Source organism: Roseovarius dicentrarchi, from assembly GCF_003316635.1.
In the GTDB taxonomy this organism is placed as follows: domain Bacteria; phylum Pseudomonadota; class Alphaproteobacteria; order Rhodobacterales; family Rhodobacteraceae; genus Roseovarius; species Roseovarius dicentrarchi.
In genome coordinates this window covers 1-19,211 of sequence record NZ_QNQP01000034.1, presented here as the reverse complement: position 1 = coordinate 19,211, position 19,211 = coordinate 1, and the positions used below count along the sequence as shown (strand labels likewise).

The 19,211-nt window shown below is 64.8% G+C and carries 18 protein-coding genes; 9 read left to right on the top strand and 9 right to left on the bottom strand.

The window, feature by feature from the left end; genetic code table 11:
* From DQ230_RS15815 to DQ230_RS15805, 3 genes are all read right to left on the bottom strand, one after another.
* The coding region (locus DQ230_RS15815; protein ID WP_162497478.1) for a cytochrome P460 family protein at positions 1-616 on the bottom strand (616 nt) is incomplete at its 3' end.
* Positions 617-983: 367 nt separating this feature from the next.
* On the bottom strand, positions 984-2,126 hold the full coding sequence (locus DQ230_RS15810) for a TauD/TfdA family dioxygenase (protein WP_113913564.1): 1,143 nt from the start codon (positions 2,124-2,126) through the stop codon (positions 984-986).
* Positions 2,127-2,155: 29 nt separating this feature from the next.
* The gene (locus tag DQ230_RS15805) at positions 2,156-2,917 is read right to left on the bottom strand and encodes a class II aldolase and adducin N-terminal domain-containing protein (RefSeq protein ID WP_113913563.1); all 762 of its coding nucleotides are present in this window, start codon (positions 2,915-2,917) and stop codon (positions 2,156-2,158) included.
* Positions 2,918-3,025: 108 nt separating this feature from the next.
* On the opposite strand from DQ230_RS15805, the gene DQ230_RS15800 reads away from it, so the two are divergent.
* The gene (locus DQ230_RS15800; RefSeq protein WP_113913562.1) at positions 3,026-3,913 is read left to right on the top strand and encodes a LysR family transcriptional regulator; all 888 of its coding nucleotides are present in this window, start codon (positions 3,026-3,028) and stop codon (positions 3,911-3,913) included.
* Here the strand turns inward: DQ230_RS15800 and DQ230_RS15795 are convergent.
* The 5 genes from DQ230_RS15795 to DQ230_RS15780 all read right to left on the bottom strand — a co-directional run bounded on the left by DQ230_RS15795 (position 3,910) and on the right by DQ230_RS15780 (position 8,721).
* Entirely contained in the window at positions 3,910-5,016 is a 1,107-nt protein-coding gene (locus DQ230_RS15795) for a putative 2-aminoethylphosphonate ABC transporter ATP-binding protein (RefSeq protein ID WP_113913561.1), read from the bottom strand. The two genes, DQ230_RS15800 and DQ230_RS15795, sit on opposite strands and share 4 nt — an antisense overlap.
* A 4-nt stretch (positions 5,017-5,020) precedes the next feature.
* A complete protein-coding gene (locus DQ230_RS15790) occupies positions 5,021-5,827 on the bottom strand; it encodes an inositol monophosphatase family protein (RefSeq protein WP_162497477.1) in 807 nt (268 codons plus the stop codon).
* 61 nt (positions 5,828-5,888) lie between these two features.
* Complete coding sequence (locus DQ230_RS15785; RefSeq protein ID WP_203228104.1) at positions 5,889-7,382, bottom strand: putative 2-aminoethylphosphonate ABC transporter permease subunit; 1,494 nt, start codon at positions 7,380-7,382, stop codon at positions 5,889-5,891.
* Positions 7,383-7,397: 15 nt separating this feature from the next.
* The gene (locus DQ230_RS17290) at positions 7,398-7,604 is read right to left on the bottom strand and encodes a hypothetical protein (protein WP_203228103.1); all 207 of its coding nucleotides are present in this window, start codon (positions 7,602-7,604) and stop codon (positions 7,398-7,400) included.
* Positions 7,605-7,674: 70 nt separating this feature from the next.
* Positions 7,675-8,721: an extracellular solute-binding protein gene (locus tag DQ230_RS15780; RefSeq protein WP_113913559.1), complete on the bottom strand. Its 1,047-nt coding sequence runs from the start codon at positions 8,719-8,721 to the stop codon at positions 7,675-7,677.
* A 115-nt stretch (positions 8,722-8,836) separates the two neighbouring features.
* Between DQ230_RS15780 and DQ230_RS15775 the strand changes: the two genes are divergently transcribed.
* From DQ230_RS15775 to DQ230_RS15755, 5 genes are all read left to right on the top strand, one after another.
* Positions 8,837-9,778 (top strand): LysR substrate-binding domain-containing protein, encoded by a 942-nt coding sequence (locus DQ230_RS15775; RefSeq protein WP_113913558.1) that lies wholly within the window; start codon positions 8,837-8,839, stop codon positions 9,776-9,778.
* Positions 9,779-10,216: 438 nt separating this feature from the next.
* Positions 10,217-11,713, top strand: a complete 1,497-nt coding sequence (locus tag DQ230_RS15770) for an APC family permease (RefSeq protein ID WP_113913557.1) — start codon at positions 10,217-10,219, stop codon at positions 11,711-11,713.
* Positions 11,714-11,726: 13 nt separating this feature from the next.
* Positions 11,727-12,266, top strand: coding sequence for a universal stress protein (locus DQ230_RS15765; RefSeq protein ID WP_113913556.1), 540 nt, complete (start codon positions 11,727-11,729; stop codon positions 12,264-12,266).
* 42 nt (positions 12,267-12,308) lie between these two features.
* Positions 12,309-12,728 carry a universal stress protein gene (locus tag DQ230_RS15760; RefSeq protein WP_113913555.1) on the top strand — a complete coding sequence of 140 codons (420 nt, stop codon included), beginning with the start codon at positions 12,309-12,311 and terminating at the stop codon, positions 12,726-12,728.
* 98 nt (positions 12,729-12,826) lie between these two features.
* Positions 12,827-14,251, top strand: a complete 1,425-nt coding sequence (locus DQ230_RS15755) for an aldehyde dehydrogenase family protein (RefSeq protein ID WP_113913554.1) — start codon at positions 12,827-12,829, stop codon at positions 14,249-14,251.
* A gap of 39 nt (positions 14,252-14,290) precedes the next feature.
* Here DQ230_RS15755 and DQ230_RS15750 read toward each other — a convergent pair whose 3' ends face one another.
* Complete coding sequence (locus tag DQ230_RS15750; protein WP_113913553.1) at positions 14,291-14,980, bottom strand: DnaA N-terminal domain-containing protein; 690 nt, start codon at positions 14,978-14,980, stop codon at positions 14,291-14,293.
* A gap of 525 nt (positions 14,981-15,505) precedes the next feature.
* Here DQ230_RS15750 and DQ230_RS15745 point away from each other — a divergent pair.
* The 3 genes from DQ230_RS15745 (at position 15,506) to DQ230_RS15735 (ending at position 19,043) form a co-directional block, all read left to right on the top strand.
* Complete coding sequence (locus DQ230_RS15745) at positions 15,506-16,810, top strand: AAA family ATPase (protein ID WP_113913552.1); 1,305 nt, start codon at positions 15,506-15,508, stop codon at positions 16,808-16,810.
* Complete coding sequence (locus tag DQ230_RS15740) at positions 16,807-17,874, top strand: ParB N-terminal domain-containing protein (protein WP_113913551.1); 1,068 nt, start codon at positions 16,807-16,809, stop codon at positions 17,872-17,874. The genes DQ230_RS15745 and DQ230_RS15740 overlap by 4 nt, the downstream gene beginning before the upstream one ends.
* A gap of 83 nt (positions 17,875-17,957) precedes the next feature.
* On the top strand, positions 17,958-19,043 hold the full coding sequence (locus tag DQ230_RS15735; protein ID WP_113913550.1) for a TRAP transporter substrate-binding protein: 1,086 nt from the start codon (positions 17,958-17,960) through the stop codon (positions 19,041-19,043).
* Positions 19,044-19,211: the final 168 nt, after the last annotated feature.

Here is a 19,211-nt window from a genome sequence, read left to right as displayed (position 1 = left end):
GCTCCTCCGCCGCCGAGGCATGGCAGCGCATGCACAGGCCATCGGCGGCCTGCCCCGAGGCGGGCGCATAGGGCGCCGCGAAATCATCCACCTGCCCCGCCGCATCCACCGAGGCAAAGAACCAGCCGCCGTAGGACAGCGCGCTGTCCTTGACCATGACGGTCCAGTTCAGTCCGCCGGTCCGGTGGAGGAAGTCGATCATCTGCGCCTCGACCTCTGCCGGGTCATCGGGGTGCAGATATTCCAGCGTGTCGCGGTAGGTGGTGTAGCGGGCGGCGGGGGGTGTGGCCATTTCCTTGACCACCATCGCGCCGTCGGGGATATCGCCCTGCCTGCCGCCCTCCAGCCAGTCGATCACCTGCGGGCCGTAATAGATCCGCACCGCGGGGTGGATGCCGTAGGAGGTGCCCATGACAAACGGCCCGGTATCGCGCCACCGCTTGTCCCGGATCCATCCCAGATCGGCAAACCGGCGCTGCGCCACAAAGGGATACAGCTGCGCCTGATAGTCCAGCAGCGGCAAGGACGACGGCAGCGGCAGCGCCCGCTCCTGCGCCGCGGCGCCCATCCCGGCAAGGCAGGCAAAAAGGGCGGCGGCGGTCAGGTGAAAACGCATGATCAAAATCCGATTGCTGTGAATGTCTGAAGGACATGCAGCCGACATGCGGACGCGATCGGGGCGGGCGGCGCCGGTCCGGCCTGCGACATGGCCCGCCCCCACCCGGCGCAGACCGGCCCGCGCGGCGGCGGCGCGCTGTGCGGTCTGGGCCGGGATCGGATCGTGATCATTTGTCTATGTCCTTGGCTGGCGTGCACGCGTGGCGCGGACAGTCCTGACATTCATGTTACGCATTTTTGGATTTGAACCAAGCATTCTATCGTTCAAAATCGGTATACCTCCCGCCGCTGGCCTCCGGCCCTGCGCACCACAGGGCCGGAGGCGTCATGGCGACAGCCCCCATTTCGCGGATCAGGCGGGCCGCTCAGGCCGCCTTGGACTGTGCGGTTTGCACCCCGGTGACCCCCTTGGCGGCGAGGGTGCGATAGGTGCTCCACGTGGCGCCGCGGTCGGTGTAGCAGCCGCGCAGGTGGCGCGCGCCGCTTTCGGCGGAGAACGCCTCGCGGCCATGTACGATGCGGTGGTTGTCGAACACGATGCACTCGCCCGCATTCAGGCGGAACCGGCACAGGAAGCGGTCCTGCTGCATCATGCGGATGAACTTGCACAGCGCCGGGTAATAGTCGTCCAGCAGATCCTGCGGCAGGTCGATATCGTCCTGCAAATGCTGCGACAGGGTCACGCCCGCCACGTTGCCGCGCGCGTCCAGCTCGATCACGCGCTGATGGGCGCGGTAATCCCAGCCGTCATGGCGATAGAAGAACGGGATGTCGTGGCTGGCCAGCAGATCGAACGCCTCCGGGTCTTCCTCGCGCAGGGCCTTGGCCACCGCCGCACCGTCCAGAAACAGGCTGCGCCCGCCCTCGACGGTGTTTTCGCGGCAATGCAGGAATTGCACGCCCGGCGCCATTTCCTCGCCCGGCAGGTCGGTGTGCATCTCCAGCGGGCCGGCGGTAAAGGCCAGGTTGGTCGGCGCGATTTCCAGCCGCACCTCGAAATGATCGCCCTCGGCCGAAGGGGTCACGGGGCCAAGGCAGTTGACCAGCCGCGTCAGGCTGTCATCGCTGTTTTCCATGTCAGTGACCAGCGCGACACCATCCTCGACCAGCGCGCGCGCCAGCGCGGCGCGGCCTTCGTCGGTGTTCACCGCATCGGCCTGCCGCACCCGGCGGAAGCTGTCATAGCCGTCCGAATACCACAGGTTGCGCGGCAGATCGGCGGGGTCGGGCTTGCGGCCGTTATCGGCAAACGCCTGTAGCTGCTCCAGCGGCAGACGGGTCTGATGCGCCTCGGTGGCCCAGTCGATGACCAGCGTGTCGCCGTCGATCTGCGCGGCGCGGGCCTGCGGGCCGGCCTCCAGCGACGAGATGTCAAAGACACGCTCGCGCGTTTGCGGATCAATCGTGCTGGGGCAGGCATCGCGCAGCCAGTGATAGTTGAAATACGTCTCGCCATCGCGCAGCGGCACGAACAGGCCCTTGTCGGACAGGCGCAGAGGTTGGGTCATGTTGTTACTCCTTTTCAGGGGGGGGGTGGTCAGGTGGCGTAGTCAGCGCCTTCGCTGTCCAGTATCGCCTTGATTTCACTTAGATGCGCGGCGGCCTGGCCGGGGTAATCCTCCAGCTCCTGCGCGGTTTTCTCGGCGATCTCGTCGCTCAGCACGCGCAGGGGCTGGCCGGTTTGCAGGGCGCGGATATACGTCTCGGCGGCGCGCTCGAAATAATAGAGCCGGTTGAAGCAGTCGGCGACGCCGTCGCCGATCACCAGAACGCCGTGATTGCCCATCACCAGCACCTTGATTTTCGGGTCCGACAGCAGCCCGGCGCAGCGCGTGCCTTCCTCCTCGAAGGCCAGCCCGCCGAAATGGTCGTCCACCGCGTGGCGGCCATGGAAGGTGGCTGTATTCTGGTCGATGGGGGGCAGGCGGCTGTCGGCAAGGCTGGCCAGAACGGTCGCGTGGATCGAATGGGCATGCATCACGCAGCGCGCGTGCGGCACGTGGCGATGCACCGACCCGTGCAGGCCCCAGGCGGTCGGATCGGGCGCGCCGGGCTGGTCCATCACCTGCGGATCGTTGGCGTCCAGCAGCAGCAGATCGGAGGCCTTGATGCGGCTGAAATGCACCTGGTCGGGGTTCATCAGGAACTGCGTGCCATCGTCGTTGACGGCAAGGCTGAAATGGTTCGCCACCGCCTCGTGCATGTTCAGGCGCGCGGTCCAGCGAAAGGCGGCGGCCAGATCGGCGCGCTCGGGCCAATGCGCGATATTGGCGGTGGCGGCTGGGGTCGGTTGGCTCATCTGGTGGCTCCCTCGGTTGCTGGGCGCCAGATGCCAAAGCGGGCAAGCGTTTACAAACGATAGATTTTACGTCATGCCATCAGTGTTTCTAATCCATGCCGAGCCGTGATGACCGCCAACACCCTGCCCCATCTGACATGGTTGCGCGCCTTCGAGGCCAGCGCGCGGCATCTGTCCTTTACGCTGGCCGCGCAGGAGCTGGACCTGACCCAATCGGCGATCAGCCAGCATGTCCGCAATCTGGAGCTGTTTCTGGGCCGCGATCTGTTCATCCGCCGCACCCGCGCGCTGTCGCTGACCGAAGCGGGGGCCAATTACCTGCCCACCGTGCGCGCGGCGTTCGACACGCTGACCCAGGGCACGCGGTCGGTATTTGGCGACGGCAACAGAAGATCGCTGATCGTGCAGTGCAACCTTGGCTTTGCGCTGTTCTGGCTGACGCCGCGCCTGCGGCATTTTCAGGCGGCGCATCCGGGCATTGCGCTGAACATCGTCACCCCCATCTGGGACCCTGAGCGCAACACCGAAACCTCGTCGCTGGAAATCCGCTTTGCCGATGATGCCGACGCGCCCCACGGGGCCGAGCGTCTGACGCAGGACCGGTTTTATCCGGTCTGCCGGCCCGATTATCAGGGCGGCGCGTTCGACGCGGAGACGGCGACCTTGTTTGAATGTTCCGGCCATACCGGCACGTGGGACGCGTGGTTCAAATCCCAGGCGCGCCCCTTTGGCCGCTGGGCCGAGGTCAATCGCGGCTCGACCTTCGGCATTGCCGTCAACGTGGCGCTGGAGGGGGCCGGAATGGCCATGGTGCATGACACGCTGGTGGCCGGCATGATCGCGGATGGCCGGCTGGTGCGCCCGTTTGACCACGCGCCGCCGCTGTCCGAAGGATACTACCTGATCCCGCCCGCCAAGGCCGACCAGACGCCCGCCTCGCGCGCCTTTGCCAGCTGGATACGGGCGCAGATCGGCACGGCGGCAGAGCGCGCTTAGCCGCCCGCCGGGAACAGGACCAGCTTGCGGGGCGGCAGGGCGATGTCCAGCGCCGTGCCTTCGGTCATCCGGCGCCGGGCCTCGCCCTGATGGCGCAGCTCGATGTCCAGCGGCTCGGCCAGGTCCGGGCAGCGCACCGACAGCTGGTGAAAATTGCCCCGGAAGGACACGGTGCGCACCGTCGCCCCAAGCCGGTTGGGCGTGTCGTCGCCGAAATCGCCAACCATGATATCGGCCGGGCGGATGCACAGGCTGACCGCGTCGCCGGGCGCGTGCGGGGCGGTGTCCGGCACCTCGAACACCGTGTCGCCCACGGCGACCGTGCCGGCCGATTGCACCCTGGCGGGGATGAAATTCATGTCGCCCAGAAACCCGGCGACAAAGGCGGTGGCGGGGTGGCGAAACACCTCTTCGGGGGTGCCGATCTGCTCGATCTGGCCCTGGCGCATGACCACGATCCGGTCGGCGATCGACAGCGCCTCGTCCTGATCGTGGGTGACCATGATCGTCGTCACGCCCAGCTCGCGCTGAAGCTGGCGCAGCTGGTCGCGCAGATGCAGGCGCACCTGTGCGTCCAGCGCGCTCAGCGGCTCGTCCAGCAGCAGCAGCCCCGGCGAGGGCGCCAGCGCGCGCGCCAGCGCCACGCGCTGCTGCTGGCCGCCCGACAGCTGCGCCGGGTATTTCTCGGCCTGCCCGTCCAGCCCGACCATGCTCAGCAATTCGGCCACGCGCGCCTTGCGCTGCTGCCGGCCCAGGTCCGAGCCGCGCAGGCCAAAGCCGACATTGCGCGCGACCGACAGGTTGGGAAACAGCGCGTAGGACTGGAACACGATGCCGAAATCGCGGCCATGCACCGGCAGGCCGGAAATATCCCGGCCGTTTTGCAGGATCGTGCCGTAATCCTGCACATCCAGCCCGGCAATCGCGCGCAGCAGCGTTGTCTTGCCGCAGCCCGACGGCCCCAGAAAGCAGACGAATTCGCCCTTCTCGATGGCCAGATCAATCCCCTTGAGCGCGGTGAAGGTGCCAAAGGATTTGGACAGGCCGGAGATTTGCAACGCGGGCATCGGCGCGGTCTGTGCGGTGTCGCTCAGGTCTTGCATGGCATCACCCCTCCGCGTCATTTTGCGCCAGAAGCGCCAGCGCCTCGGGCAGGCGCGCGGCATCACCGACCGCAACGATGCGGTCGCCCGAATGTAGGCCCAATCGGCTGCCGTCCCATGCGCGCACCGCGCCGCCCGCGCCCTCGATCACCGGCACGGCCGCGAGGTAATCGACGATGCCATAGCGCGCCGCGATCATGATGTCGGCATGGCCGCTGGCAACCAGCCCATAGCCTTGGGTGCCCGCGTCATAGATGTTGAACCGCGATTCGCCCGCGATGCGCGCGAAGGGCTGGGCCGCATCCTCGCCCAGATATTCGGGCGAGGTCGCCAGCAGGATCGCGTCGGACATGGCGGCGCATTGGCGGGTGCGCGCCACCTCGCCGTTCAGGCGGGTGGCGTGGCCCGTGGCCCCGACCCAGCGTTCCTGCGTGATCGGAATATCCACCACGCCCAGAACCGGCACCTCGCCGATCGCCAGCGCGATCAGCGTGCCGAACACCGGGCGCCCGGCGATGAAGGACCGCGTGCCGTCGATCGGGTCGATCACCCAGACACATTCGGCCCCGGCGGCGCTGTCGGGATGCTCCTCTCCGATCACGCCGTGGCTGGGGTAGCGGTCTGCGATCATGTCGCGGATCAGCGTTTCCACCTCCAGATCGGTGGGCGTCACGGGGGTGTCGTCTGGCTTCATCTCCACGTCGATCTGCTTGCGGAACCGGCTGCGGATCAGCGCCCGGCTGGCATCGGCCAGTTCGTGCGAGAAATCGACGAATTCCTGGGCTGTCTGCGCACCTGTCGAAACGGTCATTTTGTATTCCTTGTTCTTGAAGTCCTGCCGCGCATGGCGGGGGTATGTATCGGGGCCGGCGTCACGCTTCCTTGCCGCGCCATGCATTGGTGCGGCGCAAAAGGCCCTGCATCAGCAGCCATTGCAGGCTGACCACCGCCGCCGAGGTGGCCACGATCAGCACGCTCATCGCCGCCGCCGGGCCAAGCATGGCGTTGTCGTTCAGCAGCAGCACGCTGATCGTGGCGACCTTGGTATTGGCCGAATAAAGGAACACCAGCGCCGAGATCGTCGTCATCGAGTTCATGAACAGATAGCTGGCGATGCGCAGGATCGTGGGCAGGCTGACCGGCAGGATGACGCGGCCAAAGGTGACAAAGCGCGACACTTTCAGCGATGATCCGACCGCCTCCAGCCCCGGATCGAGCTGTTTGAGCGATGTCAGCGCCGTCAGGTGCGGCACCGTATACAGATGTACAACGGTGCTGAGGATCAGGATCGTCATCGTGCCATAGATGCCGCCCAGCGGATTGGACGGGTTATTGAAGAAAAAGATGTAGGACAGGCCCAGCACCATCCCCGGCATCGCCAGCGGCACCATGCACAAAAACCCGATCACCGCCCGCATCCACGCCGCGCCCGGCATCCGCTCCAGCAGGTAGGCCCCGAAGAAGATCAGCGCGGTGCCGAACACGGCGGTGCCGCCGGCCAGTTTCAGGCTGTTGCCATAGGCGCTCCAGCCGCTGGATTCATGCGCGGTGAAGTTGTAGCTGGCCAGTGACAGGCTCAGGTTATAGGGCCACAGCTTGAACAGCGATCCCAGCACCGCCATCAGCAGGATGCCCAGGATCGCCGCCGCGACGGCAGCGCAGAAGACAAAACAGGCGATGTCGCGCCCGCGGCTTTTCTCGGGGATGTAGATCACCGCGCTGCCGTCGATACCCGCGCTATGCCCGCGTTGCAGCAGATGCCCGATCAGAAACGCAATCGCGGCGGGAATGAACAGCAAGATGCCGACAACCGCGCCCATCTGGAAATCAAACCCGCCGATCACCTTTTGATAAAGGTCCGTGGCCAGCACCGGATACGACCCGCCCACCGTGATCGGCACGCCGAAATCGGTGAACACCTTGGTAAAGACGGCAAAGAACGCCGCGCTGAGGCCGAACCGCATGGCATGCAGCGTGACGGTGAAAAACGTGCGCACCCGTCCGGCGCGCAATGTCTTGGCCGCCTCGTAAAGCCTGCGGTCGATGGTCATCAATGAGGTCAGCACGATCATCAGCGCGATGGGGAAGGTAAAGAACACCTCGCCCATGACGATGCCAATCGGGCCATACAGGCTGTGGCCAAACAGCGCCTCGCGGAAAAAGCCCTGCGTGCCGAACAGGTAGATCAGCGCGATCCCCGGCAGCAGCGACGGCGTCAGCAGCGGCATCAGCGCGACGGCGCGGAAAAACCCGCGCCCCGGCATCCGCGAATGGGTCAGCGCAAAGGCATAGACGCCGGCAATCAACAGCGTGATCGCCGTCGAGATCACCGAAATGCGCAGGCTGTTGAAGAAAACGACCGACACGCGCGGTTCGTTGAATTAGGTCACGAAATTCTGCAGGCCGACGAAATTGCCATCCGCATCCTGCACGCCCTTGGACAAAAGCGTGTAGATCGGCAGCAGCAGCCCGACCACCAGAAACACCCCCAGCGCGATCAGGCACAGCCGCAGCAGCAGATCCTCACCACTGGTGGAGACGCGTATCTTGCGCGCTGGCGCATCCATCGTATTTGCCGGGGTGACCATGTGCCGTCAGCCTTTCACATTCCTTGGAAGGGGCGGCCCGGCAACAGCCGGACCGCGTGCGTTTTGCGTCTTACTTCGGCTCGTCCTTGCGGCCGTACCGTTCCTGCCATTCGGCAAGGATGCGGTCGCGGTTTTCGGCGACCCAGTAGAAATCCACATCGACCAGCGCCTCTTCCTCGCCCTCGGGATAGTTCGGGACGGGGTTCGACACGCCCTTGCGGCCGACCAGCGCGTAATACTTGTTGTGGATCTCGTGGCCTTCCTGACTGGCGGCGAAATCTGCCAGCCTGCGGGCGGCGTCGGGGTTGCGCGCGCCCTTCAGGATCGCCACGCCCTCGACCTCGGAGCCGACACCCTCCTCGGGGATGATCACGCTCAGCGGCACGCCGTTATTGATCGCCTTGACGCCCGGTGCGGGGTAGGAAATGCCGATCACCGCCTCGCCCGCCGCCGCCATGCGGCAGGGTTTCGACCCGGAATGGACATATTGCGACACGTTTTCGTGCAGCGCGTCCATATATTCCCACGCGCCCTCCTCGCCGAAGATTTCGGTCCAGCCGACGATGGCCAGCAGGCCGGTGGCCGATGAGTTGGGGTTGGGCATGGTGATCATGCCCTTGTATTCGGGTTTGGTCAGGTCCTGCCAGCTTTGCGGCGCGGGCACGCCCAAGCGTTCGCCCTCGGCGGTGTTGAAGCACACGGCCGACGCCCAGGCATCGGTGCCGACCCAGTGGGGCGGATCGCTGCGCCGGTCGCGGAAGCGGTCCTTGATCTGGTCCAGACCCTCGGGGGCGTAGGGCTCCAGCATGCCGCGTTCCTCCAGCATCACAAGGCCGGGCACGGCGGCGCCCAGGATGATGTCGGCGCGGGGGTTGGCCTCCTCGGCCAGAAGGCGGGCGATGATCGGGCCGTTGGAATCCAGCAGCTGATTGATCTTAAGATCCGGCTCCTTGGCCTGAAAGGCGGCGATCAGTTCGGCGAAATGGTCCTTGGCCTTGGCGCCGTAAACGGTCAGCTCCTCGGCCTGCGCGGGCGCGATGCCCGCGATCGTGGCGCCCGATATCATCAGCCCGGCACAGAATACGCGCAGGCGATTTCCCAGCTTTGGCGTCATCATGGATGGTTCCTCCCGTTATTGATGGATCTTCGCCGTTCAGTATTCAAAGCGCCTCCCATATAGTCAAAGAGTAATATTTGCGTACCCTATTCATTCATGCTATGGGTTGCGGATCATGCAAAGCCCCTCCAGCAGCGACGCCATCAGCCCGCGCCAGATCGAAGCCTTCAAGGCGGTGATCGAGGCGGCCTCGGTGACGGGGGCGGCTACGGCGATGAACATCTCGCAGCCCAGCGTCAGCCGGCTGATCAGCAGCCTTGAGCACACCATCGGCTTTGCCCTGTTCCAGCGCCAGAAGGGCCGGCTGCTGCCCACGCCCGAGGCGATGCTGTTCTATGACGAGATCCAGAAATTCTTCTACACCATGCAGCGGCTGGCCCATACCGCCGCCGATATCCGCACGCTGGCGGTGGGGCAGCTGCGGCTGGGCGCGTTTGTGGCGCTGTCGGTCGCGGTCACGCCGGCGGTGATCCGGCGCTTTAACCAGGCGCATCCGCAAATGCATGTCTCCAGCCTGTCGACGCAGTCGCGCCAGATCGTCGATCTGATCGGCTCGCGCTTTGCCGATCTGGGCATCGTCGATCCGGTCGCCACCACCAGCGCCGTGCGGATCGAGCGGCAATGGCAGTTCCGCTGCGTCTGCGCGCTGCCGCGCGATCACCCGCTGGCCCGGCAAAAGGTGATTTCCAACGCGCAGCTGATGGATCAGACCGTGATCGCCCTGCAACGGGAATTCCTGTCGCGCCACCCCTCGGGCGCCGCATTATATGACGCGCTGGAGCCGAATTTGCGCATCCGCGTGCATCAGTCCATCGCCGCCTGCGCGCTGGTCAGCGAAGGCTGCGGCGTGGCAATCGTCGATCCCTTCACCGCGCGCCACTATGCGTCGGGCAATATCGTCGTGCGCCCGCTGGAGGCGACGATTCCCTTCGGGATCGGCATCATCTCGTCGCCCGAGGCGCCGCTTTCGGTGGCCGCGCGCGCGTTTCTGACGTTTTTCGATCAGGAGATCGAAAAGGCGATGCAATCGGACCCCACCGTCATACCCATACACTAGGCCCATGAACCAGGCCCACAAACCAAGGCCGCGCCGCGGGATTTGCGCCGGGCTTCGGCGCCCCATGTAGCGCCGTGAAACGGGGTCTTTCCGGCGCACGCCCCCCGGCCGCGCGGCACATCCTGACACAGCAAAAGACTTGACAGGTTGCGCCGGGCAATGGTTTCCTGCCTTTTAGAATATATTCCTGATGGGAAAACGCGGTCGCCGAACCCGGAACAAAACCGGATCGGGCATCGGCATATCCATGCGTTTCAATCGGGGCGGGCACCCCTGCGAAGGGCTATCTAATATATATTCTGACAAAAGCAATAAGGGAGGGACAAATGACTCAACACACACCGTTTTCCGCAGCGGCGGCCAGCACCGAGCCCGGCGCACCCGCATTTGCGCATGGCGCCATACGGCGACACGTCTATCCCAGCGGAGAATGAATAAATGAGCGCGCATGATTTAAACGACACGCTTGAATACGAGCAGGGCAACCTGCAATCGGGCACAAACTGGTGGGGCGCGTTCGTTATCGGCCTGGCCGGAACGATCCTTGTTACCGGGGCCGCGCCTGCGTTCCTGACCGTGTTCGGGGCGTCCTATATCCCGTTCATCACCTTCTTCACACTTACCGGCGTTCTGCTGTGCCTGCTGCTGGCGGAACTTTCGGCGATGATGCCGGGCCGCACGGGCGGATCGCCCTCCTACGCCTATCCGGCCTACAAGAACCGCTTTCCGCGGCTGGCCCCGCATATCAACGGCATCACGGCCTGGATGTATTGGGTCGGCTGGATGCCGGTGGCGCCGCTGAACATGATTCTGGCGTCGTTCTACATCACCCACCTGTTCGGACTGGACGCGACCGCCGGCATCACGCCGATCAGCACGTTCATCCCCTACTGGACGCTGGCGATCACCGCCGTCGGCCTGCTGCTGCTGTCGATCCCGGCCTATATGGGCATCCGGTTCGGCACCTCGATGGCGACGATCCTGGCGGTTCTGTCGATGATCCCGCTGACCTTCCTGTCGATCGGCTTCATCTTCAACCTCGGCGCCGCCGACTGGAGCGAGATTGCAGGATTCCCGCAGCTGGACGGCAGCAGCTTCTGGTCGCCCATAGACGGCTATCCGGCGTGGGTGATGTACGTGGCCTATGCCTTTCCGCTGCTGTGGACCGTGATCGCGTATGAGGCGGCGGCCTGCTATATCGGTGAATGCCAGAACCCCGGCCGCGATGCAAAAATCGCCATGACACTGGAAGGCGGCTACGGCGTGTTCGTCTATACCATGCTGCCGATTTCCTTCGTGGTGGTGCTGGGCGCCCAAGCCCTGTCCGATCCCGAGCTGGTCGATCCGAAAACCATGTTCGTGACCTTTGCCAGCAGCATTTTCCCCGGTATCGGCGGCAAGCTGATGGAATGGATGATGGCGATCATGCTGATCATCGCGCTGGTGCTGTCGGCGCTCAATTCGCTGATGGGCTGCTCGCGGTCGCTGTACCAGATGTCGCTGGACGGGCAATTCCCGAAATTCTACCAGCATCTGAACAGCCACCATGTGCCGGATCTGGCCATGGCGACGAACGTGGTTGCCAGCCTTGCCATCGCCTTCATGGGCGGCGCGATCGAGATCTATTCGTTCTCGAACGTCGGCTACCTCGGCTCCTTCGTGCCGGTGCTGATTGCGTATTACATGCTGCGCAATGACCGGCCAAACCTGCCGCGTCCGTTCAAGCTGCCGGAATACTTCAAATATATCGCCCTGGCACTGGCTGCGCTTTACTTCTTTGTATGGCTGGTCGGCGGCATCATATATTCGTATATTGGTGGACAGGCGACGTATTACTTCCTCGGGGTTGCAGCTATCTTCATGTATCTGCCGCTCTACTGGTATCGCCAGTACGAGGATCGCCGCGACGGCACGACAGCCGTAGCTGCGGAATAAGGGAGCGGGCAGGATGATCGCAAAACTGTTCAGACGCGCGCCGCAGGGCGGCAATGGCCCCGCACGCAACATTCTGATCGCCTCCGAAGGGCGGCCCATCAGCGACGCTGTCATTGCCCTGGCAACTGACATGCTGGATCCGGGCGGCACGGTGACGGTTCTGACCGTCGCCCGCCTTTGGGGCACCAGTTTTGGCCTGCCCAACCCCGGCCTGCGCCCCAGCAAGGCGGAAATGCAGGTCCAGAAGGACATCATGTATTCCGCGCTGGACCGTCTGGAGCAGGCCGGGATCGAGGCGGATGGCCATATCGTGACCACCCGCCACCCGTCCAAAAGCATCAGAAAACAGGTGGCGCAGCGCGGCTGCGACACCATCATCATGGGCGCCGATGCCCGCAAACCATGGTTTCTGCGCGCCACCATGTGGAGCCAGGAACCTTACCGCGTATCGGCAGGCGCGCCCGTTCCCGTGCATCTGGTCGGCCCCGAAACACCGGGCGCCCCGCCGCCAAGGCCGGGCAAACGCCCCGCCATGGCCCGCGCCCGGCCCTAGGCGGTACGGCCCCATATCCCTGATAACGATAGGAAAACGCATATGTATAAACACATCCTTATCCCCCATGACGGCTCCGAGCTGTCGATGAAGGGCGTGCAGCAAGGTCTGGGCCTGGCCAAGGAGCTGGGCGCGCAGGTCACCATCGCCGTTGTCAGCCAGCCCTACCCGCTGCAAAGCGCGGCAACCGTTGATTCCTGGGCCAAGGGCCAGAAGGATTTCGTCGAGGACGTGATCGCCAAGGCCAAGGCCGCCGCCAAGGATATGGGCATCGAGGTTGACGCCTACCGCGCCACCAACGCCTCGGCCGCCGATGCGATCATCGACGCCGCCGCCACCATGACCTGCGATCTGATCGTCATGGCCTCGCACGGGCGCCGCGGCATCAGCCGCCTGCTCTTGGGCAGCCAGACATCCGAGGTGGTCAGCCACAGCCCGATCCCGGTTCTGGTCGTCCGCTAAGCCTCCGCGCCGGACCCTGCCGGGGTCCGGCGCCCGTCCCATCAGGCGATCTCCGCCAGCCGGGCGCCTGAAAAGGCCACCCATCACAGGAGAACGTCATGAAAAACCTTGGTAAATTCTATATCAACGGCGCATGGACCGCGCCCCAGTCAGACCGCACATTCCCTGTCCTGAACCCCGCCACCGAAGCGCCGGTCGGCGAGATCATCCTTGGCAACGCCGCCGATGTCGATGCCGCCGTCGCCGCCGCCAAGGCCGCCTTTGCCACCTACAGCCAGACCAGCGCGGACGACCGCCTTGCCCTGCTGGAGCGTCTGATGGAGGTCACCAAGGACCGGTTCGAGGATCTGGCACAGGCCATCAGCCTTGAGATGGGCGCGCCCATCACCATGTCGCGCGAGGCGCAGGCCGATGCCGCCACCGGCCACCTGCAAGGCTTCATCGACGCCATGAAAAAGCAGGCGCTGCGCGAGACGCTGGACAATGGCGACATCCTCGTGCGCGAGCCGATTGGGGTCTGCGGCCTGATCACCCCGTGGAACTGGCCGATCAACCAGATCGCGCTGAAGGTGATCCCGGCGCTGGCGACGGGCTGCACCTGCGTGCTGAAACCGTCCGAGCATACGCCGATTTCCGCCATGATCTATGCCGAGATCATCGACGCCGCCGGCTTCCCCGCCGGGGTGTTCAACCTCGTGCATGGCGATGGCGAGACGGTGGGCCGCGCCATGTCGCAGCACCCCGACATCGACATGATGTCATTCACCGGATCGACCCGCGCGGGCCGCTCCATCACCCGCGACGCGGCCGAAACCATCAAGCGCGTCACGCTGGAGCTGGGCGGAAAATCCCCCAACCTCGTCTTTGCCGATGCGGATCTGGAGCCGCGCGTCGCCGCCTCGGTTCAGGAATGCATGTACAACACCGGCCAATCCTGCGACGCCCCCACCCGCCTGATCGTCGAGCGGTCCTGCTATGACACGGTGTGCGATATCGCGCGCAAGACCGCCAAGGCGATCGAGGTCGGCGATCCCACGGCCGAGGGCGACCATATCGGCCCCCTCTTCGACCAGATCCAATACGAGCGTGTGCAGGCGATGATCGAGGTGGGCATGGACGAGGGCGCCACCCTCCTGGCCGGCGGCCCCGGCAGGCCCGAGGGGCGCAACAGCGGCTGGTTCTGCCGCCCCACCATCTTCTCCGATGTCAGCAACGACATGCGCATCGCGCAGGAGGAGATTTTCGGCCCAGTTCTGGTCATCATCCCCTTCGGGGACGAAGACGAGGGCATCCGCATCGCCAATGACACGCCCTACGGCCTTGCCGCCTACCTGCAAACCGGCGACGCCGAACGCGCCGAACGCGTGGCCGCCCGGATCCGCGCAGGCGCGGTGCATATCAACGGCGGCGGCTTCAACTACGGCTCGCCCTTCGGCGGCTACAAGCAGTCGGGCAATGGCCGCGAAGGCGGGCTGATGGGCCTTGAGGATTATCAGGAGGTCAAGACGCTGCATTTCGGCTAAGGCCAGAAAACAGGCTCTGACCCCCGCGTTAGGGCCTGTTTACGCCGTCACCACAACCTCGGCAACGCCGCTGTCAACCGACCGGCAGGCGCCCAGCAGGCGCGCGGCCAGATGGGTCTGCACATAGCTGGCGTGAAACCGGCTGGGCGCCGCCAGCACCAGCCGCGCGCCGTCGCGCCGCAGCCGCACCAGCCCGGCAAACCACGTCTGGTAATTGGCCGGGTCTTCCGCGTGCAACAGACCCTTGGCCAGCGCCCATTCGGTGCCGCCGCTCAGATCGGGGGCCGGCACCGCCGCGCCCTTGCGCAGCGGCATCGCCACCACATTGCCCGGCGCCGCCTCTTGGGGCGACAGACGGTGCACAAAATCGGGACCAATGGCCGCCCATTGCTCCTGCGTATCCTCCAGAATCCGCCCGATATCGAGACTGTATTGCGTCACCCGCCCCCGCGCGCCCTGCCGGGTGACGCGCAGCCAGCCGCAGGCACGCAGGCGGGCCATCTCGCGTTTCACGGTGCGTTCATCCACCGACCACAGCCGCGCAATCTCGCGCTGGCCCACGGCCAGCTCATCACGCGCCCAGTTGTAGCGCGCCGTCACCAGCGTCATCAGCCGCAGCGTCATCCGCTGCTCGCCCTTGCCGCGCGACAGCGCGAACGCCCCCATCGCCGTCAGCAAATCATATTTGCGCGCCGAGGCCATTTGCCCGACTGGTTTTTTCACCTGCATCTTGCCCTCACCGCCTGATCCCGGCGGTCTGCCGGAATCGCCTCATGCCTCGATACGCCGGGCATTCTGGTGGCCCATGTCGTGTCAGAAAGGTTGATAACCGGTAAACGCAGCGTTCTTCAACCATCTTCGCTGATTAGCGTCCCAATTTGCGATTCTGTCAAGGACAGGATGCTTTGCCCGCTGTTTTCTTCAAAACCCAAAAGGTAAAAAACAGGTATCATTGGTAGAGGGGGACAGCCAGTGTGTCCCCTATTGCGCGCAAAATGTCCCCCAATCTGTTGGGGCGGGCGCCGATCTGTCCCCCAATATGCAGCGGCTTCGGGCCGGGCCGCAGGCGGGGATCAGGGCCGCCGTGCGAATCGGTCTGGCGCGGGATCGCCCTTGTTTCATGGGTTTTGCCAAATTGCCTGAATCACGATAATCCCTTTTGCCTTTTTTGCAAATCCCGCGTAATCCGGAAACAGCAGTTAATTTGCGTCCCGTTCCGCCTGTCCCCGCGGGGACACCGCCAAAGGAGAGCCGATGTTCACCCACGAAGACCTTGCCCAGCTTCAGGCGCAATCGCTGAAAATGCAGGGCTGGATCCGCCAGCAGACGTTTTCGCCCGGCGCCGACAAGGCGCTGCGCCGCTTTTCCAGCTGGGAGGTGGCCGAGCTGATCTTTCGCGTCAACCAGTCCACGCTGCGCGGCCGGCTTGCCACCGATCCGTCCCTGCCCCAGGGCCTGGTCGAGGAGGATGGCCGCCAGCGCTGGTACACGCTGGAGGAAATCAACGAGATGCGCCGCCGGATCAAGGTTAACCGCCGCTCGCTGATGCCCGCGCGCCCGGCCGGCAAACGCGCCCTGCGCGCCGCCATCGCCAATTTCAAGGGCGGCGCCGGCAAGTCCACCGTGGCGCTGCATTTCGCCCATGCCGCCGCCCTCGACGGCTACCGCGTTCTGTGTGTCGATTTCGACCCTCAGGCCACGCTTAGTCACTCGATGGGCCTCACGGACGTGGCCGAGGATTACACCGTCTGGGGCATCATGGCGCGCGACCTGATCCACGAGACGAACCGCATGAACGCCAGCGCGCGCGGCGCCGAATCGGGCGCCGCCCTGCCCCGCCGCACCCTGCCCAGCAGCATCACCGATCTGGGGCTGGACGGGCTGCGCGTGTCGGACTTCATCAAGCCGACCTGCTGGCCCACCATCGACCTGATCCCCAGCTGCGCCAACGCCGCCTTTGTCGAGTTTGCCAGCGCGCAGTATCGCCACCTCAATCCCGAATGGTCGTTCTTTGCCGCCGTCAGCCGCTATCTCGATGCGCTGCCCGATGATGCCTATGACCTGATCCTGTTCGACTGCCCGCCGGCCATCGGCTACCAATCCATGAACGCGGTCTTTGCTGCTGACATGCTCTATATCCCCTCCGGTCCCGGCTACTGGGAATACGATTCGACCACCTCTTTCGTCGGCCAGCTGGCCGAGGCGCTGGAGGATCTGTCGGCCTTCAGCGGCGCTGTCCCCACGGGGACAATGAAACTGCCCAAGGTGTTTCAGGACGTGCGCTTCCTTCTGACCCGCTACGAGCCGGGCAATGAGCTGCACCGCGCGATGCGTTCGGCGTTTGGCAAGGTCTTTGGCGACAGACTGGCCGAGCATCCGATCGAAATGACCCGCGCGGTCGAGCAGTCCGGGCGGTTCCTGTCCTCGATCTACGAGACGGATTACCGCGACATGACGCGCGAGACGTGGCGCCGCGCGCGGGCCTCATTCGATCAGGCATATGACGAATTCAAGACCCACGCGCTGGCCGCCTGGGACAATCTGGAGGACGGGCAATGAGCAAGCGAAAGGGTTTCGACATCGACTTTCCGGGCGAGGATGTCCCCGCGGGGACACCCCCGGACGCGCCCGCGCGGCGCGGGCCGATGGCGTCGGCCATTGCCGAAAACGCCGAGGCGCTGCGCAGCAGGCAGGCGGCGGAGGAGGCGATCCGCGAGGAAAACGACCGCCTCGCGCATGAGTTGGTGCGGCTGAAGGCGCAGGGGCTGATCGTCGATCTGATCGACAACGGCGCGGTGTCCACCACCAAACTGGCGCGCGACCGCAGCGCCACGCGCGATCCGGATCTGGACGAATTGAAGGCGTCAATCACCGCCATCGGCCTGTCAAACCCGATCCGGGTCGAGGCCGATGGCGATGGCTGGCAACTGGTGCAGGGCTATCGCCGCCTGACCGCCTACCGCGAATTGTACGAGGAAACCGGCGACGACAGATACGCCCGCATCCCCGCCGGCATCATGGCGCAGGGCGAGACGGTCGCGGGGCTGTATCGCCGGATGGTCGATGAAAACCTGGTGCGGCGCGACATTTCCTTTGCCGAAATGGCGGCGCTGGCGCTGCGCTATGCCGAGGATGACGCGACCGACGCGCAGGATGTGGAGCAGGCGGTCGCCGTCCTTTATGCCTCTGCCGCGCGGCAAAAGCGGGTCTATATCCGCCACTTCGCCACCATGCTGGAGGCCATCGGCGCGCGCCTGAAATTCCCCGAGGCGATCCCGCGCGCCTTGGGTCTGGCGCTGGAAAAGCGCATCTCGAACGAGCCGGGCGCGGCGGCGCGGATCAAATCCGCGCTGGCCGCCGGCTTTCCGGGCAGCGCGGAGGCCGAGCTGGAAATCCTGCGCGCGCAGGCCGACGCCAAGCCGCCGAAACCGGCCAAACCCGGCACGCCCGATGCCGCAAAAACCACCTTCCGCTGCACTGTCCCCGCGGGGACAGTCCGCTGCGCCGCGCGCAGCGGGCGGGTGGAGCTAAGCTGCGAGCGCGATTTTTCCGCGATCGAGCAGCAGCGCCTGCAGGCGGCTGTCACCGCGTTTTTTGCCGCGCTGGACGATCCCGAGGGGTAGCGCCACCCATCTTGCAATGGACAAACGGCGCCTTGGCTGGTTAACTCCGGCGCATATAATTCGTCCAAAAGGGAGGTATCATCTTGGACCGTCGTTCATTCATCCGCGCAGGCGCCATCGGCACAGCGGCCACCGCACTGGCCGCGCCGGCCATCGCACAGGGCAATATCACCTGGCGCATGGTCACCACCTGGCCGAAAAACTTCCCCGGTCTGGGCGTCGGCGCGCAGCGTCTGGCCGACCGGATCACCGCCGCATCGGGCGGGCGCCTGACCGTGCAGGTCTATTCCGCGGGCGAGCTGGTGCCGCCCCTGCAAAGCCTTGACGCCGTGATCGACGGCACCGCCGAGATGAGCCACGGCGCCGCCTATTACTGGCAGAACAAATCCCCCGCGCTGTCGTTCTTCACCGGCGTTCCCTACGGCATGACCACGGGCGAGCTGACGGCCTGGGTGCGTTTCATGGGCGGTCAGGAAATCTGGGACGAGATTTACGACCAGTTCGGCGTGCAGGGTTTCCTGTCGGGCAACACCGGCAACCAGACCGGCGGCTGGTTCCGCGACGAGCTGACCAGCCTCGAGTCGGTCAAGGGCCTGCGCTTCCGCACGCCCGGTCTGGGCGGTCAGGTCTGGGAGAAACTGGGCGCGACCGTCACCAACATGGCGGCGGGCGAGATTTTCCAGGCGCTGCAATCGGGCACGCTGGACGCCGCCGAATTTGTCGGCCCCTACAACGATCTGGCGCTGGGTTTCCATCAGGTCGCCAAAAACTACTACATGCCCAGCTTTGTTGAGCCGGGGCTGGCGACCGAGCTGGTCGTCGACAAGGCCAAGTATCAGGAGCTGCCGGAGGATTTGCAGGCAATCATCCGCGACATATCTCAGGCCGAATACGATCAGGTTTCCGCCGATTTCATCGCCAACGATCCCCGCGCGCTGAAGACGCTGGTCGAGGATCACGGCGTGCAGGTGCGCGACTTCCCCGCCGACATCATGGAAGCGGGCGCCAAAGCATCCAAGGAAGTGCTGGACGGCCTCTTGGGCAGCGACGACCCGCTGGTGAAAAAGACGGCGGAAAGCTTTGTCGACTCGCTGAAAATCACCCGCGTCCGGACCGAGCGCATCGACAGCAAGTTCCAGGAAGCGCGCGAGCTTTACTTGGATCTGTAAGCGAAATCAAACGCTTGACGCGAAAGGCCCGGCAGAGATGCTGACGCATTCCGCCCCGTGGGACACAGCCACAACGAAGCCTGTCGCGGAAACGCGGCAGGTTATTGATTTAATGTGATATTTTGGTGGCAACTAAGACGCCATAAGAAGAGAAAGTGCGAGAAAATA

What these genes read in the sequence shown, in the direction of transcription:
- DQ230_RS15805 (WP_113913563.1), bottom strand. Translation starts at nt 2,917, where the DNA reads ATGAGCCAACCGACCCCAGCCGCCACCGCCAATATCGCGCATTGGCCC.
- DQ230_RS17290 (WP_203228103.1), bottom strand. Translation starts at nt 7,604, where the DNA reads ATGGTCACCCCGGCAAATACGATGGATGCGCCAGCGCGCAAGATACGC.
- DQ230_RS15800 (WP_113913562.1), top strand. Translation starts at nt 3,026, where the DNA reads ATGACCGCCAACACCCTGCCCCATCTGACATGGTTGCGCGCCTTCGAG.
- DQ230_RS15780 (WP_113913559.1), bottom strand. Translation starts at nt 8,721, where the DNA reads ATGATGACGCCAAAGCTGGGAAATCGCCTGCGCGTATTCTGTGCCGGG.
- DQ230_RS15760 (WP_113913555.1), top strand. Translation starts at nt 12,309, where the DNA reads ATGTATAAACACATCCTTATCCCCCATGACGGCTCCGAGCTGTCGATG.
- DQ230_RS15740 (WP_113913551.1), top strand. Translation starts at nt 16,807, where the DNA reads ATGAGCAAGCGAAAGGGTTTCGACATCGACTTTCCGGGCGAGGATGTC.
- DQ230_RS15810 (WP_113913564.1), bottom strand. Translation starts at nt 2,126, where the DNA reads ATGACCCAACCTCTGCGCCTGTCCGACAAGGGCCTGTTCGTGCCGCTG.
- DQ230_RS15775 (WP_113913558.1), top strand. Translation starts at nt 8,837, where the DNA reads ATGCAAAGCCCCTCCAGCAGCGACGCCATCAGCCCGCGCCAGATCGAA.
- DQ230_RS15765 (WP_113913556.1), top strand. Translation starts at nt 11,727, where the DNA reads ATGATCGCAAAACTGTTCAGACGCGCGCCGCAGGGCGGCAATGGCCCC.
- DQ230_RS15770 (WP_113913557.1), top strand. Translation starts at nt 10,217, where the DNA reads ATGAGCGCGCATGATTTAAACGACACGCTTGAATACGAGCAGGGCAAC.
- DQ230_RS15745 (WP_113913552.1), top strand. Translation starts at nt 15,506, where the DNA reads ATGTTCACCCACGAAGACCTTGCCCAGCTTCAGGCGCAATCGCTGAAA.
- DQ230_RS15750 (WP_113913553.1), bottom strand. Translation starts at nt 14,980, where the DNA reads ATGCAGGTGAAAAAACCAGTCGGGCAAATGGCCTCGGCGCGCAAATAT.
- DQ230_RS15790 (WP_162497477.1), bottom strand. Translation starts at nt 5,827, where the DNA reads ATGACCGTTTCGACAGGTGCGCAGACAGCCCAGGAATTCGTCGATTTC.
- DQ230_RS15755 (WP_113913554.1), top strand. Translation starts at nt 12,827, where the DNA reads ATGAAAAACCTTGGTAAATTCTATATCAACGGCGCATGGACCGCGCCC.
- DQ230_RS15795 (WP_113913561.1), bottom strand. Translation starts at nt 5,016, where the DNA reads ATGCAAGACCTGAGCGACACCGCACAGACCGCGCCGATGCCCGCGTTG.